Annotated in this window: 16 protein-coding genes and 1 riboswitch; of the genes, 9 read left to right on the top strand and 7 right to left on the bottom strand. The window is 61.2% G+C overall.

Going from position 1 to position 17,393, the window contains the following annotated elements:
• Positions 1-73: 73 nt before the first annotated feature.
• The 3 genes from HH303_RS05720 to HH303_RS05730 are packed head-to-tail and all read left to right on the top strand — an operon-like array spanning position 74 to position 2,458.
• Positions 74-1,330 carry a tetratricopeptide repeat protein gene (locus HH303_RS05720; RefSeq protein ID WP_169624281.1) on the top strand — a complete coding sequence of 419 codons (1,257 nt, stop codon included), beginning with the start codon at positions 74-76 and terminating at the stop codon, positions 1,328-1,330.
• A 43-nt stretch (positions 1,331-1,373) separates the two neighbouring features.
• On the top strand, positions 1,374-1,730 hold the full coding sequence (locus tag HH303_RS05725; protein WP_169624282.1) for a CidA/LrgA family protein: 357 nt from the start codon (positions 1,374-1,376) through the stop codon (positions 1,728-1,730).
• Between the two features lie 5 nt (positions 1,731-1,735).
• Positions 1,736-2,458: an LrgB family protein gene (locus HH303_RS05730; protein WP_169624283.1), complete on the top strand. Its 723-nt coding sequence runs from the start codon at positions 1,736-1,738 to the stop codon at positions 2,456-2,458.
• A gap of 60 nt (positions 2,459-2,518) precedes the next feature.
• On the opposite strand, the gene HH303_RS05735 is transcribed toward HH303_RS05730, so the two are convergent.
• From HH303_RS05735 to HH303_RS05750, 4 genes are read right to left on the bottom strand one after another with little or no spacing between them, the layout of a single operon-like run.
• Complete coding sequence (locus HH303_RS05735; protein WP_227421596.1) at positions 2,519-3,601, bottom strand: BMP family ABC transporter substrate-binding protein; 1,083 nt, start codon at positions 3,599-3,601, stop codon at positions 2,519-2,521.
• 50 nt (positions 3,602-3,651) lie between these two features.
• Complete coding sequence (locus tag HH303_RS05740) at positions 3,652-4,575, bottom strand: ABC transporter permease (protein ID WP_169624284.1); 924 nt, start codon at positions 4,573-4,575, stop codon at positions 3,652-3,654.
• Between the two features lie 5 nt (positions 4,576-4,580).
• Positions 4,581-5,654: an ABC transporter permease gene (locus HH303_RS05745; RefSeq protein ID WP_169624285.1), complete on the bottom strand. Its 1,074-nt coding sequence runs from the start codon at positions 5,652-5,654 to the stop codon at positions 4,581-4,583.
• Positions 5,651-7,243 (bottom strand): ABC transporter ATP-binding protein, encoded by a 1,593-nt coding sequence (locus HH303_RS05750; RefSeq protein WP_169624286.1) that lies wholly within the window; start codon positions 7,241-7,243, stop codon positions 5,651-5,653. Before HH303_RS05750 ends, HH303_RS05745 begins: the two co-directional genes overlap by 4 nt.
• Positions 7,244-7,557: 314 nt before the next feature.
• Positions 7,558-7,635, top strand: a riboswitch (SAM riboswitch).
• A 357-nt stretch (positions 7,636-7,992) separates the two neighbouring features.
• Between HH303_RS05750 and HH303_RS05755 the strand changes: the two genes are divergently transcribed.
• Both HH303_RS05755 and hemB read left to right on the top strand, forming a co-directional pair.
• Positions 7,993-8,556, top strand: coding sequence for an OsmC family protein (locus HH303_RS05755; RefSeq protein WP_169624287.1), 564 nt, complete (start codon positions 7,993-7,995; stop codon positions 8,554-8,556).
• Between the two features lie 79 nt (positions 8,557-8,635).
• Positions 8,636-9,631: a porphobilinogen synthase gene (gene hemB / locus HH303_RS05760; protein WP_227421597.1), complete on the top strand. Its 996-nt coding sequence runs from the start codon at positions 8,636-8,638 to the stop codon at positions 9,629-9,631.
• Between the two features lie 13 nt (positions 9,632-9,644).
• Here the strand turns inward: hemB and HH303_RS05765 are convergent, their stop codons facing one another.
• Together HH303_RS05765 and HH303_RS05770 are read right to left on the bottom strand one after the other, a co-directional pair.
• The gene (locus tag HH303_RS05765; protein ID WP_169624289.1) at positions 9,645-10,169 is read right to left on the bottom strand and encodes a hypothetical protein; all 525 of its coding nucleotides are present in this window, start codon (positions 10,167-10,169) and stop codon (positions 9,645-9,647) included.
• Complete coding sequence (locus tag HH303_RS05770; protein WP_169624290.1) at positions 10,170-11,057, bottom strand: alpha/beta fold hydrolase; 888 nt, start codon at positions 11,055-11,057, stop codon at positions 10,170-10,172.
• Positions 11,058-11,177: 120 nt separating this feature from the next.
• On the opposite strand from HH303_RS05770, the gene HH303_RS05775 reads away from it, so the two are divergent.
• Positions 11,178-13,436, top strand: a complete 2,259-nt coding sequence (locus tag HH303_RS05775; RefSeq protein ID WP_169624291.1) for a penicillin acylase family protein — start codon at positions 11,178-11,180, stop codon at positions 13,434-13,436.
• A gap of 16 nt (positions 13,437-13,452) precedes the next feature.
• Positions 13,453-14,838, top strand: a complete 1,386-nt coding sequence (locus tag HH303_RS05780) for an L-serine ammonia-lyase (protein WP_169624292.1) — start codon at positions 13,453-13,455, stop codon at positions 14,836-14,838.
• A 24-nt stretch (positions 14,839-14,862) separates the two neighbouring features.
• On the opposite strand, the gene HH303_RS05785 is transcribed toward HH303_RS05780, so the two are convergent.
• Entirely contained in the window at positions 14,863-15,354 is a 492-nt protein-coding gene (locus HH303_RS05785) for a flavin reductase family protein (protein WP_169624293.1), read from the bottom strand.
• A gap of 170 nt (positions 15,355-15,524) precedes the next feature.
• On the opposite strand from HH303_RS05785, the gene HH303_RS05790 reads away from it, so the two are divergent.
• A complete protein-coding gene (locus tag HH303_RS05790) occupies positions 15,525-16,331 on the top strand; it encodes a class I SAM-dependent methyltransferase (RefSeq protein ID WP_169624294.1) in 807 nt (268 codons plus the stop codon).
• 186 nt (positions 16,332-16,517) lie between these two features.
• The gene (gene motA, locus HH303_RS05795) at positions 16,518-17,384 is read left to right on the top strand and encodes a flagellar motor stator protein MotA (RefSeq protein ID WP_169624295.1); all 867 of its coding nucleotides are present in this window, start codon (positions 16,518-16,520) and stop codon (positions 17,382-17,384) included.
• Positions 17,385-17,393 lie beyond the last annotated feature (9 nt).

A 17,393-nucleotide genomic window follows, 5' to 3' on the forward strand; every position in this document is an offset into this window, starting at 1 on the left:
TTGCATCGTTCCGTATCCCGCTTAACTTCATATCCCGTACCGCATGCGGTAATGTTCTGGACGGAGGTGCCCCATGCAGGTGGCAAAGATCGCCGCGCTCGCGCTAACCGGATTGGTCGGATTGGCCGGACCGGTCGCGGCGCAGCAACAGGAACCGCAAGTCGCCGTGGAAATGCGGCGATGTATGTCGGGCGACCTACCCGGCCGAGACCGCCTCGCCGCCTGTGACGCGGTGCTGGAAAACGACGCCCTGAACCGCGAAGGAACGGCGTTGATGCTGGCCTATCGCGGGGCGGCGAAAACCGATCTGTTCGATTTTTCCGGCGGCGTCGACGATCTGACCCAAGCCCTGGCGTTGGAACCGAACAATACCGGCTATCTGCGTGGGCGGGCGCGCGCTTTCCGTCAGATGGAGAAGTATCAACGCGCCATCCAGGATCTGGATCTCGCGCTGGAAATTGCCCCAAAATTCTCTGATCTCTATGTCGACCGGGCCGGAAACCTTGCCGATCTGGGTGAATATGACGCGGCGTTCCGCGATTTGGATCATGCGGAACGCCTCGACCCCAGCAATCCCGAAGTCGATGTCATCCGCGCCGGGCTGTTGATCGATCGCGGACGGCCCGACGAGGCCGTGGAGGCATATCGAAAAGCCGCTGATTTGCGGCCGGACCTCCCCGAAATTGACGTCCGCCTGGGCTTCGCCACTTTTTTGAGCGGGGACGCGGACACGGCGATCGGTCTTTTGGACAAGGCCGTCGCGGAGGGATACGACGACCCGGACGCCTTCCTCTATCGCGGTCTCGCCAATCACGCCGCCGACCGGGATGTCGAGGCGGAAGCCGACTTTTCCAATGTCATCGAACGGGACCCGACGCTCGCACTTGCCTGGCACCGCCGGGGCGTCATCCGTATGGAGCGCAAGGACTTCGAGGACGCACGGGCCGATCTGGACGTTGCCGCGCAATTGTCGCCGTCATCCGATTATTTGAACACCCTCGCCTGGCTGCTCGTTGCCGCCGACGATCCGGCGGTCCGCGACCCGGAAGCCGCGCTGACCTATGTCGACCAGTCCATCGCGCTCGACGAAAACGCCGACAATACCGACACGGCGGGTGCGGCCTATGCGCTATTGGGCAATACCGAAGACGCGGCGCGCTATTATTTCCGGGCGATGGAACTCGGCGGGGTCGAACGGATTCGCCAGTATCAGCAGTATCTCAAGCAACGCGGCTATTTCGACGGCCGTGTCGACGGTGTGGATGGGCCGGAAACCCGATCGGCGATCCGGGCCTTCGCCAAGGACAAACGCGTGCTATTACTCGACTAGGGGCAACGCGCCCCCGCAATGATGCACAAAGGGGGCCGATCCATTGCTGACCTATCTGACACTGATCTTCGCATGCCAGCTTGCAGGTGAACTTATCGCCCATGCGCTGCATTTGCCTGTTCCCGGACCGGTTCTGGGCATGGTTCTGCTGTTCGCCTTTCTGCTGGTGCGTGGGAAAATTCCGAAAGACCTTGCCACCGTTACCGACGGACTCCTCAGTCATATGTCGCTGTTGTTCGTACCGGCGGGTGTCGGAGTCATGCTGCACTTCCGGCTATTCGGCGACGATTGGCTGCCCATCGCCGCGGCGTTGATCGTCAGCACGGCCCTGACCGTCGTCGTGACCGGCTTGATGATGGCGTGGCTGGGCAAGCGCGCCGCGACGGATATCGAAGGCTGACCGCCATGGAAGACCTTCGCGATATCTGGGTTTATCTCAGCGCCACCCCGCTTTTGCATCTGACCCTGACTCTCGCCGCGTTTCGCCTAGGGGCATGGATCTATACGCGCAGCGGGATGAATCCGGTCCTGAATCCGGTCATGATCGCAACGATCCTGATCGTGGCAATCCTGCTCGCGACCGACACGGATTATCAAAGCTATTTCGACGGGGCGCAGTTCGTGCATTTCCTGCTGGGGCCCGCGACAGTGGCGTTGGCGATCCCCCTATATCGGCAATTCGACAAGGTTCGGCGGTCCGCCCTGGCGATTTCCGTCAGCATCCTGACAGGCTCCCTGACCGCCAGCCTGTCCGCGGTTGCCATCGGATACTTCCTGGGCGCCTCCCATGACGCGACCGTGTCCTTGGCCCCGAAATCGGTAACCGCCGCCGTCGCGATGGGGATTTCCGAGAAACTGGGAGGCCTGCCCTCCTTCACGGCGGTCCTGGTCATCCTGACAGGGATAACCGGCGCCATGATGGGACCATTCCTGCTGACCCTGTTCCGCATCAAGTCATGGCCCGCGCGCGGCCTGGCCATGGGTACCGCGGCGCATGGGATCGGGACCGCCCGCGCCTTGCAGGTGAACGAGGTCGCGGGGGCGTTTTCCGGTCTCGCCATGGGGTTGAACGCCCTGGCCACGGCGATCCTGCTGCCGCTGATATGGACAGTTCTGTTCGCCGCATAAGGAAAGGGCGCTTCCGATTTCCCGGAAGCGCCCTGCCCGATTAATTGGCCGAAACGAAAATCAGCCCGGCACTTTGCCGTTCACGCCTTCCACATACCAGTTCATGCCCAGCAGATCGCCGTCAGACAGCGTGGCACCCTCTGCCACGACAACCTCGCCTGCCTGGTTTTTGATCGGGCCCATGAACGGATGGCTGGTTCCGGCGATGATCGCTTCTTCCATCGCCTTGGCTTCGGCGACGACGTTTTCCGGCAACGCCTTGTTGAAGGCCGACATGTTGACCATGCCCGTGCTCAGGCCGCCCCATGTGTCGGTCGATTCCCAGGTGCCGTCGAGCGCCGCCTGGACGCGGTTGATATAGTAGGGGTCCCAATGATCGACGATGGCGGTCATATGGGCTTCCGGGCCGAAGCGTTCCATGTCCGACGCCTGACCGACGGCCCAGATGCCGCGTTCCGCCGCCGTCTGCACCGGCGCCGGGGAATCCGTATGCTGCAGCAGGATATCCGCACCCTGGTCGATCAGGGCCTTGGCTGCATCGGCTTCCTTGCCCGGATTGTACCATTCGCCGATCCAGATCGGGGTAACCTCGATCGCCGGATTGATGCGCCGCGCCGCGACGGTGAAGGCGTTGATGCCGCGGAAAACCTCCGGAATCGGAACCGACGCGACGTAACCGACCTTGTTCGTCTTGGACATGTGCCCCGCAAGGACACCGACAACGGCACGGCCCTCATAGAAGCGCGCGGCATAGGTCGACATGTTCTTTTCACGCATGAAGCCGGTCGCATGTTCGAACATGACGTCCGGGAACATCTTCGCAACCTTCAGTGTCGGGTTCATATACCCGAAGGACGTCGTGAAAATCAGCTTGTGACCCGACCGCACCATCTGGGTAATGACGCGTTCGGCATCGGCCCCTTCCGGCACGCTTTCGACATAGCTGGTTTCGACCTTGTCCCCGAAGGCCTTTTCAACCGCCAGACGCCCCTGATCGTGCTGATAGGACCAGCCGTGATCGCCGATTGGGCCGACATAGATGAAACCGACTTTCAGCGGATCCGCAGCGCGGGCCGGCAGTGCCGCCGACGCCCCGAGCGCCAAGGTCATCGCTGAGAACGAACGACGCGTTAGCTTAGTCATGATTACACTCTCCCTCTCTTCTCCATATTGAAAACATGATCCGTCGGCCCCTAACCGTCCGGATGGAAAACCTTGCCGATGCTGGCCGGTGCGTTCAGGCGGATGCGCGCAGCGTCGCGCGAAATCACGACCAGAACGACGATCGTCGCCAGATAGGGCGTCATATTCAGGAACTGCGACGGGATATGGATGATCCCCATGCTTTGCAGATGCAATTGCGCCAGCGTCAATCCGCCGAACAGATAGGCGCCCAGCAGGACTTTGCCCGGCTGCCATGTCGCGAAGACGACAAGCGCAAGCGCAATCCAGCCGCGACCGGCCGTCATCGCCTCTGCCCACATCGGCGTGTAGGACAGGGACAGGAATGCCCCGCCCAAACCCGCCATGGCCCCGCCGAACAGGACCGCCAGCAGGCGGATGCGGATCACCGGGTAACCGATGGCATGGGCCGCCGACGGATTTTCGCCGACAGACCGCAGGATCAACCCGGCACGGCTGCGATACAGGAACCACGCGACCGCGCCCGACAGGACGATGGACAGATAGACGAGGCCGTCCTGCCCGAAAAAGATCGGCCCAAGGACGGGAATATCGGTCAGACCCGGAACATACAGCTTGGGCAGCGCCGGCAGCGGCGTCCCGACATAGCCGCGCCCCAGAAGGGCGCTGAGGCCGATCCCGAACAAGGTCAGGGCCAGTCCGGTCGCCACCTGATTGGCCAAAAGGCCCAACACCATGATCGCGAACAGAAAGGCAAGCGCCATCCCCATCGCGGCCCCGGCGGCGGCGGCCAGCATCCCGTTCCCCGTTTCCACACCGACGATAAAGGCGACAACCGCGCCGCCGAGCATCATGCCTTCGACACCCAGATTGAGGACGCCGGATTTCTCCACCACCAATTCCCCCATGGCGGCGAATAGAAGCGGTGTCGCGGCGGCGATGACCGACAGAACGATCGGTGCGAGACTTTCCATGCTCCCTACCCCTCTTCCGACCGACGGCTGCCGAAACGGATGCGATAATGCGCCAAAACGTCTGACGCGAGCAGGAAAAACAGCAACATGCCCTGAAACACCCCAGTCACGGCGAGCGGCAGGCGCATCACGATCTGCGCGGTCTCCCCGCCGATATAGCTGAGCGCCATCAGAAGCGCCGCCAGCAAGATGCCCACCGGATGCAGCCGCCCCAGGAAGGCGACGATAATCGCGGTGAAGCCGTAGCCGGGCGAAATCGACGGGGTCAATTGTCCGATGGGTCCCGAGACCTCAATCACCCCCGCCAGTCCGGCAAGCGCGCCGGTGGTCAGCAAGGTTACCCAAACGACCTTCGAACTGCTGAACCCGGCATAACCCGCGGCGGGAGGCGTCAGGCCGACGACCTTGATCTGGAAACCGATCAGGGTGCGGGAAACGACGAACCACGAAACAACAACGGCGAACAATGCGATCGGGAAGCCGATATGCATCCGGGAGTTTTCGAACAAGGTCGGCAACGTCGCGGAGTCGTGGAACAGCCGCGACTGAGGGAAGCCGAACCCCATCGGGTCCTTCCACGGCCCCGTCACCAGATAGACGAGCAACAGGCCCGCAACATAGGTCAGCATAAGACTGACCAGGATTTCATTAGCGTTGAACCGAACTTTCAGGAACGCCGGTATCGCGGCCCAGAATGCCCCTCCGACCATGCCGCCCAGCAGCATCAGCGGCAGCAGCCACGGCCCCTCCACCCCATAAAAGGCGAGCGCGACCCCGCCGCCGGTAATCGCGCCCAGGATCAACTGCCCTTCCGCGCCGATATTCCAGACATTCCCTCGGAAACCGAGCGCCAGCCCCACCGCGATCATGGCCAACGGCGTCGCCTTCACGGTCAGTTCGCTCAACCCATAGAGGTCGGAAATCGGCAGGATGAAATAGGCGTGCAATGCCTCCAACGGGTCGAAGCCGAGCGCCGCAAACATCACCGCACCGGACAAAATTGTCAGTCCTACCGCCAGGACCGGTGTGGCGTAGAGCCAGAAGCGGGACACTTCGAGACGGCGTTCCAAGGCAATCATGCGGGCGTCGCCTCCGTCGGCGTTTCGAACAACCCGCCCATCAGCAACCCGACATCCTCCGCGCTTGTGGCATGGGTCGGGCGGCTTTCCGACAAATGACCGTCGAAAATGACCGCGACGCGGTCCGAAATCGTGAACAATTCATCCAGATCCTGGCTAACGACAATCACGCCGGCGCCACTGCGCGCCAGATCGACAAGCGCGGTTTGAATTGCGGCGGCGGATCCCGCATCGACGCCCCAGGTCGGCTGCGCGGCGATCAACAGTTTCGGGTCCTGCATGATCTCGCGCCCGATGATGAATTTTTGCAGGTTCCCGCCGGATAGGCTGCGCGCCGCGGCACCGCTACCCGCGCTGACAACGCCGAAGGCGGAAATAACCTGTTCGGCCTTTTCCCGGGTCTTGGAGAAGGAAATCAAACCGCGCCGCACCAATTTCCAGCGACCCCAGCCGCTCAGCAGCGCATTCTCTTCCAATGCCAGATCCGGCACGGCACCATGTCCCAGCCGTTCTTCCGGGACGAAAACGATGCCCATGTCACGACGACCGCGCGCGCCGACCCGGCCGATGGACTTTCCTTCGAACCGAACCCAGTCATCGCGTTGCGCTATGCGTTCACCGCTTAGCGCCGCCAGAAGCGTATTCTGCCCGTTGCCGGCAACACCGGCGATACCCAGAACCTCACCCGGTCGAACAGACAGGCAGATATTCTTAAGGCTCGTACCGAAGGGGGACGCGGCTTCCATACTCAACCCCTCGACGGTCAACAGTGCATCGCCGTCTTCCGTGTGAACCGGCTTTCCGATTTTCGGACCGTCGAAAGATCGCCCGATCATCATCGCCGCCAGGGAATTCGGCGTTTCCTGCGACGGATCGCAGCTATCGACCACTTTCCCGCCGCGCAGGATCGTCGCACGGTCGCACAGGTCCCGAATTTCCTGAAGCTTGTGAGAAATATACAGAACCGTTCGCCCGTCCGCCTTCAACCGGCGCAGCACGTCGAACAGCTTGTCGACCTCCGCCGGGGTCAGGACGGATGTCGGTTCGTCCATGATGATCAGCTTCGGGTCCTGCATCAGACAGCGGACGATCTCGACGCGCTGACGTTCCCCCACCGACAATTCATAGACGATGCGATCGGGATCGAGCGCCAGACCGTATTCGTTGCTCAGCCGTTTGATTTCGGCGACCAGCGCCGGGTCGCGCCCTGTTCCGCGACTGAGCGCCAGGGCGACGTTGTCCGCGACGCTCAATGTCTCGAACAGGGAGAAATGCTGGAACACCATGCCGATGCCCAGAGTCCGGGCAGCGGCGGGATTGGCGATCTCGACTTCCTCGCCTTCCCATAAAATCCGGCCCGAATCGGCGTGTTGAACGCCATACAGGATTTTCACCAGGGTGGACTTCCCGGCCCCGTTTTCACCCAACAGCGCGTGTATCTCGCCGCGTTCCAAATCGAGGGAGACATGGTCGTTGGCAACACAGCCGGGGAACCGTTTTGTAACGTCGCGCACCGAAAGCCTCATCGGGATTTCGGCGGTTTTTCCTGCATTCACGGCTGTTTTGGAAACGCTCGTATCGACCTGCATGGAAAGTTTCTATATTGCGTTGCAATACTTTCCAAGGGACTACATGTCGATTTCATGAATTTTTGCCGTGACCAAATCAAATTAATTCCCTATGCTCACAACATATTCAAGCGACAGTGAGGACCGCCAAGGACCTCCGGCAAGTCGCCATGACCCAAGTTTAGGGAGGGTCGTTGCGGGTTTCTCGTAACATCGAGGCAACGCTTTAGTGCGGGACGTAGAAGTTGGGAATGGGATGACGGGATCGCCTCAAGCGGTCCCGTTTCCGTTTTTGGGGTATTCCCTTCTTGACGACGCCCTTATCCCTGCCCTAAGTTTCGATCAGCGCCGATTTGAAGCTCAGCTTGCGGGCGCTTTACAAATGCAGCTAAAGCGGGACGGCACAAACCGCCCGGCACATGCTGCGGCGGTTTTTCTTTTGGCTTCGGTATACTACCGGGCGTGGGAACGACCGACCGCCGGTTCTCCAAACACCGGCTTTGTAATTTCCCCGCAAGCCTCCCCCGACAATCGACGCATTCGATGGCGAACGGCTTTCATTCGGCCCGACGCGCATCCGCGGTGATTTGAGGATCAGCTTGCACCGCGTCATCAACTGCTAAAGCGACGCCAGGGTCGATGTCCTTCCATTCGGGACGAAGCCGACGGCGCGGATCCTCGTTGGAGAAATCCGGAGCCCCGGAACCGAGCGGTCTAAACAGGCACCGCATCCGGTTCCGGGCGCGCCGAAAACGAGAGGATGCAAGACAATGACGACGACCGTTCACACCCCGATTTCCGCAACCTTCGACGCCGTGGCCGAGCGTATCGCCCAGGACCCGTCCGCCGCGATCGCCCGGTTCGAAGTCCATTCGCGCCAAATCGCCGGTCTGCATAGCGAGGTCGAGGCAGGCGATTTCCTGCTGACCGTCGACGAGCCCACTGCCCATGGCGGTCAGGGGTTAGGCCCCAACCCGGTACAATTGATCCTGGCGGCCATCGCGTCCTGCCAGGAAATCACCTATCGCCTCTATGCCGACCGTCTGGGAATTCCATTGCGCAGCGTCGCCGTGTCGGTTACCGGCGATATCGACCTGCGCGGTCTGTTCGCGCTGGACGCCGGTACGCGGCCCGGTCTGCGCGGTCTGGATATCCGCGTCGACCTGGACAGCGACGCAGATCCGGAACGGCTGGACTATCTGAAACGCACCGTGGATGCGCACTGCCCGGTCCTGGACATCATCCGGAACGCGACGCCCGTCGCCGCCCGGCGTGTTTCCGAATCCGACATCGATCGTGCCGAAACGCCGTTCCTCGCCGGGCTTGCGGGCTAATGTCGCACAGGATTGCAGACCCGAGGACGCCCCGGTAGGCTGCCGCAGCTTTGCGAAAATGTTTGGGGAGTACACGACCATGGCCTATCCGGGGCGCTTTCCGACCGTGCGGATGCGGCGGAACAGAACCAACGCGTCCATTCGGGCCATGGTGGCGGAAAACCACCTGACCCCGGCTGATCTGATCTGGCCGATCTTCGTCATCGACGGGGACGACTGTCGGGAACCGGTTTCCGCCATGCCGGGCGTGAACCGGATCAGCGTCGATCTGGCCGTTAAGGCGGCGAAGGAAGCCGAAGCGCTCGGCATTCCGGCGATTGCCCTATTCCCCAATACCGATCCGGCCTTGCGCGACGAAAAAGGCAGTGAGGCTTACAATCCCGACAACCTCGTCTGCCGGGCGACCCGCGCGATTCGCGAGGCCTGTCCCGATATGGTGATCGTCTGCGATGTGGCGCTGGACCCCTATACCAGTCACGGTCATGACGGACTGATGTCGGGGAACGAGATCGTCAACGACGCGACCCTGGAAGCGCTGATCCGCCAATCGCTGGTACAGGTCGCGGCGGGCTGCGATACGCTCGCCCCGTCGGACATGATGGATGGGCGCATCGGCGCGATCCGCCAGGCCCTGGACGATGCCGGATATCAGAATACCCGCATCCTTTCCTATGCCGCCAAATACGCCTCCTGCTTCTACGGCCCGTTCCGGGAGGCCGTAGGCTCTTCCGGCGCGTTGAAGGGCGACAAGCGCACCTATCAGATGGACCCGGCCAATTCGGACGAGGCGCTGCGTGAGGTCGAGCTCGATCTGGCTGAAGGCGCCGACATGATCATGGTGAAGCCGGGCATGCCCTATCTGGATATTGTCCGGCGCGTGAAGGAGAGCTTCGCGGTACCGACCTTCGCCTATCAGGTATCGGGCGAATATTCGATGCTGGCCACCGCCTTCGAACTGGGCCGATTGGACCGCGACCGCGGCATTCTGGAATCGCTGATGTGCTTCAAGCGGGCGGGCGCCGACGGTGTTCTGAGCTATTTTGCGGTGGACGCGGCTAAGCTTTTAAACGAATAGGGATTCTGAACGATTAGGAATTCGGCGGCCGGTCCACGGCGGCGAGGTGATCCAGAACCGCCCGCATCGCGTTGGCCAATTCCGGGCGCGGCTTATCCTGTTCCAGCGCCGTACGAAGCTGCCCCACAGCCTCTTGCGCCAAAGTGATTTGCCGGTTGAACCAAGGCGTCGGTACGTCGTCCAGCGGTTTGCGGTCGCCGGGCGTCATGTTTTCGGGGGGGGCGGCCTCTCCTGGACGCAGGGATGTGATCGCGGGCGGCGCCACCTTTTCCCCGGCGCGTATCTCCGTTTCTGCCAGACGGAAACGGTTCAAGGCATCCGTCACTCCCTGCACCCCCGCCCAAATTTGCCGGTCCGTGGCACTGCCGTCGCGGGTGCGGATCAACAATTCCTGCGTCAGCGTGCGGACCGATTCCAATCCGCGGTCACGGTCATCGGCAAAAGCTTGCGCCAGATTCAGCAGCAAGACCGCCAATGCGACGGACAGGGCCAACAGAATCGAGGGCCGACGACAGAGCTTTCCCGCGAGAACGAACATTCAAACTCCTGACGCAGCCCATTTCACAACGGTTTCGATCTGGTCCGGTACCATCAGCGTCGGCGCATGGCCGCAGCCTGGAACCTCCACAAGATGGGCGCGCGGACCGCGTTCGGTCATCGCTGTCGCCGTATCCGAGGGCAATAAATCCGATTCCGCCCCGCGCAGCAGTAAAATTGGCACGGTCAGCATGTCCCATAGCGCCCACAGATCGACATCCGCGATATCGCCCTTAAAGGCATCCGCAATGCGACGGTCATAGGTATTGGTCCACGTCCCGTCCACGTCCTGACGCAAGGACAGGGCCGCCAGATACCGCCAATCCTCATCCCGTGTCAGACCGAAGGGTTCGTAAGCCAGACGAACATGGTTTACGGCATCGTCGAAGGAATCGAACCGCCAGTCCCGTCCGACATATTCGCCGATCCGTTCCAACGCGGCCTTTGGAATGAAGGGGCCGACATCGTTGATCATCATACGGCGGATCGGCTGCCCTTGAAGGCCCGCCAGCCCCATACCGATCAATCCGCCCATGGAGGTGCCGATCCAATCGACCTCCCGCAGATGTTCGGCGGCCAGCAAGGCGGCGATGTCGGAAATGTATTGCGGTGTTTCGTAGGTCGCATGCGGCCCCAGCGTCCCGGATCGACCGCGCCCGACGATATCCGGCGCGATAACCCGGAAGCCCTCTGCGCATAAAGCGGCCGCGACCCGGTCAAAATCACGCCCACTGCGGGTCAGGCCATGCACGCAAAGGATGGTGCGTCCCATCTGCTTCTTCGGAACCCAATCCGAATAGACCATGTCGTGAAACCCGCCCATATGAAGGCAGCACACCGACTTCTCCAAATACGGTTTCTCACCCAAGGCGGCATCCACAGCCAGCATGTCGCAATCCTTTCGCGTGCCCCAATTCGCGTTGTGATCGCGACCATGCCCAATGCCGGGGCTGCATTCAATCACCGCTTACGCTAGAAAGACCGAAGGGCGAAAATGAAGGGGATTGGAATGAAAAAACTTCTTGGAGTCGTATTCCTGACTCTCCTGCTCCTCATCGGCGGCATGGTCGGGTATCTGCGTCTCATCGGTGAACGTGGGCAATTGGTTCAATCTGGTACTGTCGCCCTGCCCGCCCTTTCCGCCCCGGTTTCCATATCCTTCAGTGCAGAAGGCATTCCGACGATCATGGCCGATACGATGGCCGACGCCTATCGCGCTTTGGGTTACCTCCACGCGGCCGAACGTCTGTGGCAGATGGAAATGACGCGGCGCATCGGCGCCGGGCGTATGTCGGAAATCCTGGGCAGTCCGATGGTGGACATCGACCGCCTGATGCGCGAATTGGGGATTTATCGGGATGCGCAAGCGCAGGTCGACCGCCTCCCGCCGGAAGAATTGGCAGCCTTCACGGCCTATGCCGATGGGGTGAACGCCTACTTGTCCGCGCCGGACACCGTATTGCCGGTCGAATTCGCGCTGCTGTTCCACACGCCGGAACCTTGGGAGCCCGCCGACAGCATGGTCTGGGCACGGTTGATGTCGCTGCAACTGTCCGGCGACGCGTTTGCCGAAGACCGACGCGCAGGGTTGATCGACTTGCTGGGTCCGGACCGGTTCGCGCAGCTATTCCCCGATCACAGCGAATCGCCCGCGACCATGAACAAGGATAACCGGGAAGCTTGGTTGGGGGGATACGATGCCTCCAACGCCTGGGCCATCGCGGGCGCATTGACGGAAAGCGGCAAGCCGATACTCGCCAACGATCCGCATCTGGGCATAAACCTTCCCGGCACATGGTATCTGGCCCGGATCGAAACGCCGGAAACGACCCTCGTCGGAGCGACCGCGCCCGGGGTCCCCTTTCACATCCTGGGGCATAACGGTCATATCGCCTGGGGCTTGACGACGACCCATGCGGATACGCAGGACATCGTGACCCCGACCGACAGCCAGCTTGCGCGCGCAACGCATCGGACGGAAGTTATCGACGTCCGCTTCGGCGACGCGCAGCAGGTCGACGTCACGGAAACGCCGGTCGGCCCGCTTCTGTCCCGCCTCGGTGGGGGACGGGCCCTGTCCTGGACCGGGCTGGGAGCGGAAATCCGCTCCGCCTCCGCCCTTTATAGACTGAACCGGGCCCGTAACTGGGTGGAGTTTTCGGAAGCGGCCGACCTGTTCGACGACCCAGTGCAAAACCTATTCTATGCCGATACGGACGGACATATCGGCATGCGGGTCGTCGGCAACCTGCCGCTGCGTTGGGCAGGCAGGGACGGCACTGTGCCGTCGGACAAACCGTGGCTGGGCACATTGCCGTCATCGCGTCTACCGGGTCTGGTCGATCCGGATAACGGCCTGATCCTGAACGCCAACAACCGGATCGTCAGCGCAGACTATCCCTATCGTGTTTCCGCCCGGTTCCAGCCGAGTTACCGGATCGACCGATTGATCGAATTGACCGCCATGCGCGACCGGAAGTTTAGCCTGACCGATAGCCAGGCGTTTCAGACCGATACGCTGTCCACAGCTGCGCGCCGGCTTGTCCCGCATTTCCTGTCCGCCGAACCGAATACCGGCCTTGCCCGCGACGCCCTTACGATCCTGGACGGATGGGATTTCCGGATGGACCGCAACGCCGCCGCCCCGGCGATCTATATGACGCTATTGAACGAATTCGTCCGCGTCGTGCTGGAAGACGAGGTGTCGGACGATCAACTGAAACAATTGTGGTCGGCCAACGCACCCTTCGCAGAAACCGTCCTGACTCAAGCACCGTCCTGGTGCGATGAAACCCGCACAGCGCCGGCCGAATCCTGCGTCTGGGCGCTGTCATCTGCCCTGGAACGGGCCGTGCTGGTTTTGAAAAAGGCACAGGGCAATACGGCGGAAAACTGGAGATGGGGCGAGGCGCACAAGGCACCGATGGCCAGCATGCTGTTCGACCGGATTCCCGGCCTGGGCTGGATCGGCAATCGACCGTTGGAAACGCCGGGCGGCGACCACACGTTGAACCGCGGGCAAAGCCATGGCGGGTCCGGACGGCATCCGTTCGATCACGTCCATGGGGCCGGGTTCCGCGCGATCTATGATCTCAACGACTTGGATAACAGCCGGTTCGCGCTGGCGGGCGGGCAGTCCGGGAATCCTTTCTCCTCCCATTATGCCGATCTGCTGGAACCCTGGCGCGACGGTCGCTATTTCAGAATTCCCGGGCGCACGGGCGATATACCGAAGGACGAAGACGCCGTATTGCTGCTGAAACCTTAATCAAATAGGCGGCAGCATGTTCCTCAGCGTATTCGACCTGTTCAAGATCGGTATCGGTCCGTCCAGTTCCCACACCGTTGGCCCCATGGTCGCGGCGGGACGGTTCATCGACATGCTGGATGCCAACGGACATTTCGACAATGTCGCATCGGTGACCTGCAGCCTGCATGGTTCCCTGGCTTGGACAGGCAAGGGGCATGCGAGTGACCGCGCGGTGTTGCTGGGTCTTGCCGGGAAACGGCCCGACGCGATCGACCCGGATGAGGCCTTCAACCTCGTCCACCAAATCGATGCGGAACTTCACGTGTCCCTGGGCGGGCGCAAAGCCATCCCGTTCAATCGCGAAGATCATCTGATCTTCGATTTCGGCCCGCCCTTGGCCGGGCATGCGAATGGCATGATCTTCAAGGCGATGGATGCGGCTGGCGCCGTTCTACAGGAACAAGTTTACTATTCTATTGGCGGCGGATTCGTGGCGACACCGGACGAATTGGCCGGTAAGGACGGGGCAGGGTCCCTGCCCGTTTCCGAAGTCCCCTTCCCGTTTAAAACCGCCCAGGAAATGCTGGAGATGGGCGCGAAATCCGGCCTGTCGATCGCGGAAATGAAGCTGGCGAACGAATGCGCCGTGCGCGATGCGAAGGAGGTTCTGGCCGGCCTGGACCGTCTTTGGTCCGTCATGCGGACCTGTATCGACCGGGGCCTGAAAAACGACGGATTGCTGCCGGGTGGATTGAACGTCAAACGCCGCGCGAAATCGATCCTGTCGGAGTTGGACCGCGAACGTCAGACGAACCGACGCTACGATCATACGATCATGGATTGGATCAGCCTGTTCGCCATCGCGGTGAACGAAGAAAACGCCGCGGGCGGCACGGTCGTGACGGCCCCGACGAACGGCGCGGCGGGGATCATTCCCGCGACCCTGCGCTATTACGAATCCTTTATTCCGGACGCGAACAAGGACGGCATCCATACATTCCTTCTGGCGGCCGCCGCGATCGGCGGGATCATCAAGCACAACGCCTCCATCTCCGGCGCGGAAGTCGGTTGTCAGGGTGAGGTCGGATCGGCATCCGCGATGGCGGCGGCGGGCCTTGCGGCGGCCCTGGGCGCGACCAACATGCAGGTGGAAAACGCCGCCGAAATCGCCCTGGAACATCATCTGGGCATGACCTGCGATCCGATCGGCGGGCTGGTCCAAATTCCCTGCATCGAACGAAACGCCATGGGGGCGGTGAAGGCAGTAAACGCCTGTTCCCTCGCCATGAAGGGCGACGGGACGCATTTCGTCCCGCTGGACGCGGCGGTCAAGACGATGAAGAAGACCGGCGACGATATGCGGTCGGAATACAAGGAAACCAGCCAGGGCGGTTTGGCGGTCAACGTCGTCGAATGCTGACGGCGGCGGATTGTTCCGCCACGGTTAGAGTTTGACGTATCCGCCGCCGTAATACATCAGCGGTTTCGCCGTCGGATCGGCGGACATGACGATACCGACCACCCGGCCTATCATGACCGTGTGGTCGCCGCCGGGGACTCGGCTTTCCGCTTCGCACAGAATGGCGCACAGACTGTCGCGGATCAGCGGCGCACGGGGTTCTTCCGCGACTAGATCCACATTTTCGAACCGGTCCTGATCCTTCACCGCCGCAAAGCGATTGGACAGCTCCTGTTGGTCTTCGCACAGGATATTGACCGCGAAATGCGACACGTCCTGAAACGGTGCGTGGCTGGTGGCGGCCTTGTCGATGGAAAACAGAACCAAGGGCGGATCCAGCGAGACCGATGAGAAGGAATTCACGGTCAGGCCCCATTTGCGCCCGTCGCGGTCTGTCGCCGTCGCGATGGCGACGCCCGTCGCAAACCGCCCGCAGGCCGCTCGGAACGCCGCCGGTGTCACTTCGTTCTTCGTCATACCCCGTCCCGTCCCCATTTTCATCGGCGCAACAATGTTACACCTTAAGGCCCTGGCGATTTTTCGTTCCGCCGGGCATACCATGGTTAATCCATTGAGGAAAAGCGGAGGAAGCGAAAACCGCCCTTTATATGGCCCAACCGCCCCATCGATCCAGTATGAGCGAACCAATGGACACCAATCGTTTTCTAAGAGGCCGCCGCCCAATCGCCGTTGCGATCCTGTCGCAGGGCGTCGCAACCGTCGGGACTTTGGGCGTGGTGCAGGCACACTACGCGGTCACGGCGACGGACCTGCCGCTTTGGGGGAAGTTGACGCTTGCCGGGATACTCGCCGGGGCAACGGCACTTTTGCTGCAAGCCCGCCTGACCTGGGCTGTGCTCCTGACCTTGCTGCCGACGGCGTTCGTCCTGGCCTTGCAATTGGACCTGCCCGCCTGGGTTCCCGCAGCAGCCTTGACTCTACTGGTTCTCGCCGCAGGAAACAGTCTGGGCGACCGCGTACCGCTCTATCTCAGCAATAGGGAAACACTGGACAAGTTGACCGCATTGGCGCCGTCCGGCGAACCGATCCGGGTGATCGATCTGGGATGCGGATTCGGGGCCGTTCCCCGCGCCTTCGCCAAGACTAATTCTCATCCGGAAAGCCGTTTCGAGGGTGTCGAGTCAGCCATTCTCCCTTTCATCGTCGCGCGTCTATTGGCCGTTCTACGTCGCGATTCCCGGATCGCGATCCGCTATGGCTCCCTCTGGCGCGCCGATTTATCCGTCTACGATCTTGTTTATTGTTTTTTGAGCCCGCACCCCATGGGATCACTGTTCGAGAAAGCCGTCGATGAAATGAAAAGCGGAGCCCTATTCGTTAGCAATTCCTTCGACGTTCCCGGCATATCGCCGACCCGCACGATCCCCATCGAGAGCGGTCGGTCGACCGGTCTTCTGATCTGGAGCATGCCGCCGGAGGACCGGGACGAATAAACCTGTAACCGTCAGACGATAGCGGTGATGGACAGAAGGCCCTGACTCCGACTAAAGTTCGCCGACTCCGGCTGGATGAGTACGGGGGAGTATGTAGCCGCGTCCATTTCGATCCCCGGGCGGCTGCATATGATGAAAGCGGCGGGAAATTTCGGACCGCCACAGACGGAAGGTCATTACGCTTCTATGTTCGTTATCATCGGAATTTTAGCGGTTATCGGCTGTGTTATCGGCTCCTATATGGCGATGGGCGGGAAGCTCGGCGTTCTCAACCAGCCCTTCGAATTTACCCTTATTTTCGGCGCGGGCGCGTCGGCCTTCATCATCGCCAACCCCATTCGTGTCGTGAAAGGCGGTCTGGGTCGGCTGGGCGGGATTTTCAAAGGCCCGAAATACAAGAAAGCCGACTATCTGGAACTGCTGACGATGCAGTATCAGGTCTTTAAGCTGATCAAGCAAAAAGGCGCACTGGCCGTCGAACAACACATCGAAAATCCGCATGATTCCAAACTGTTCGAGCCGTTTCCTAAGTTTCATCATGATCATCATGCCATCGAATTCTTTTGTGACTATCTACGCCTGATGACCTTGGGGACCGACAACCCGCATGAGGTCGAGGCCCTGATCGATTCCGACCTCGAAACGCATCACGTCCACGACCACCAGGTCGCCCATGCCCTGACCGGCATGGCCGAAAGCTTCCCGGCGCTGGGGATCGTCGCGGCGGTGTTGGGGGTTATTAAGACGATGGGCTCCATCAACGAACCGCCGGAAGTGTTGGGGAAACTGATCGGCGGGGCGCTGGTCGGGACCTTCCTGGGGATTCTGCTGTGTTATGGTTTCTTCGCCCCGTTCGCCAGCAATGCGAAGGCCATCATGGAAGAGGAAGCAACCTACTTTAACTGCATGAAGGCCGGGATCCTGGCGCATCTGGCGGGCTATGCCCCCGCCGTGTCGACGGAATTCGCGCGAAAATCGCTGGCACCGCATAACCGGCCGACTTTTGCGGAAGTCGAAACGGCGGTCGAATCGCTGCCCCCGGTCGCCGTCTAACATTGCGGC

Source organism: Pacificispira spongiicola, assembly GCF_012926505.1.
Classification (GTDB): Bacteria; Pseudomonadota; Alphaproteobacteria; order UBA8366; family Aestuariispiraceae; genus Pacificispira; species Pacificispira spongiicola.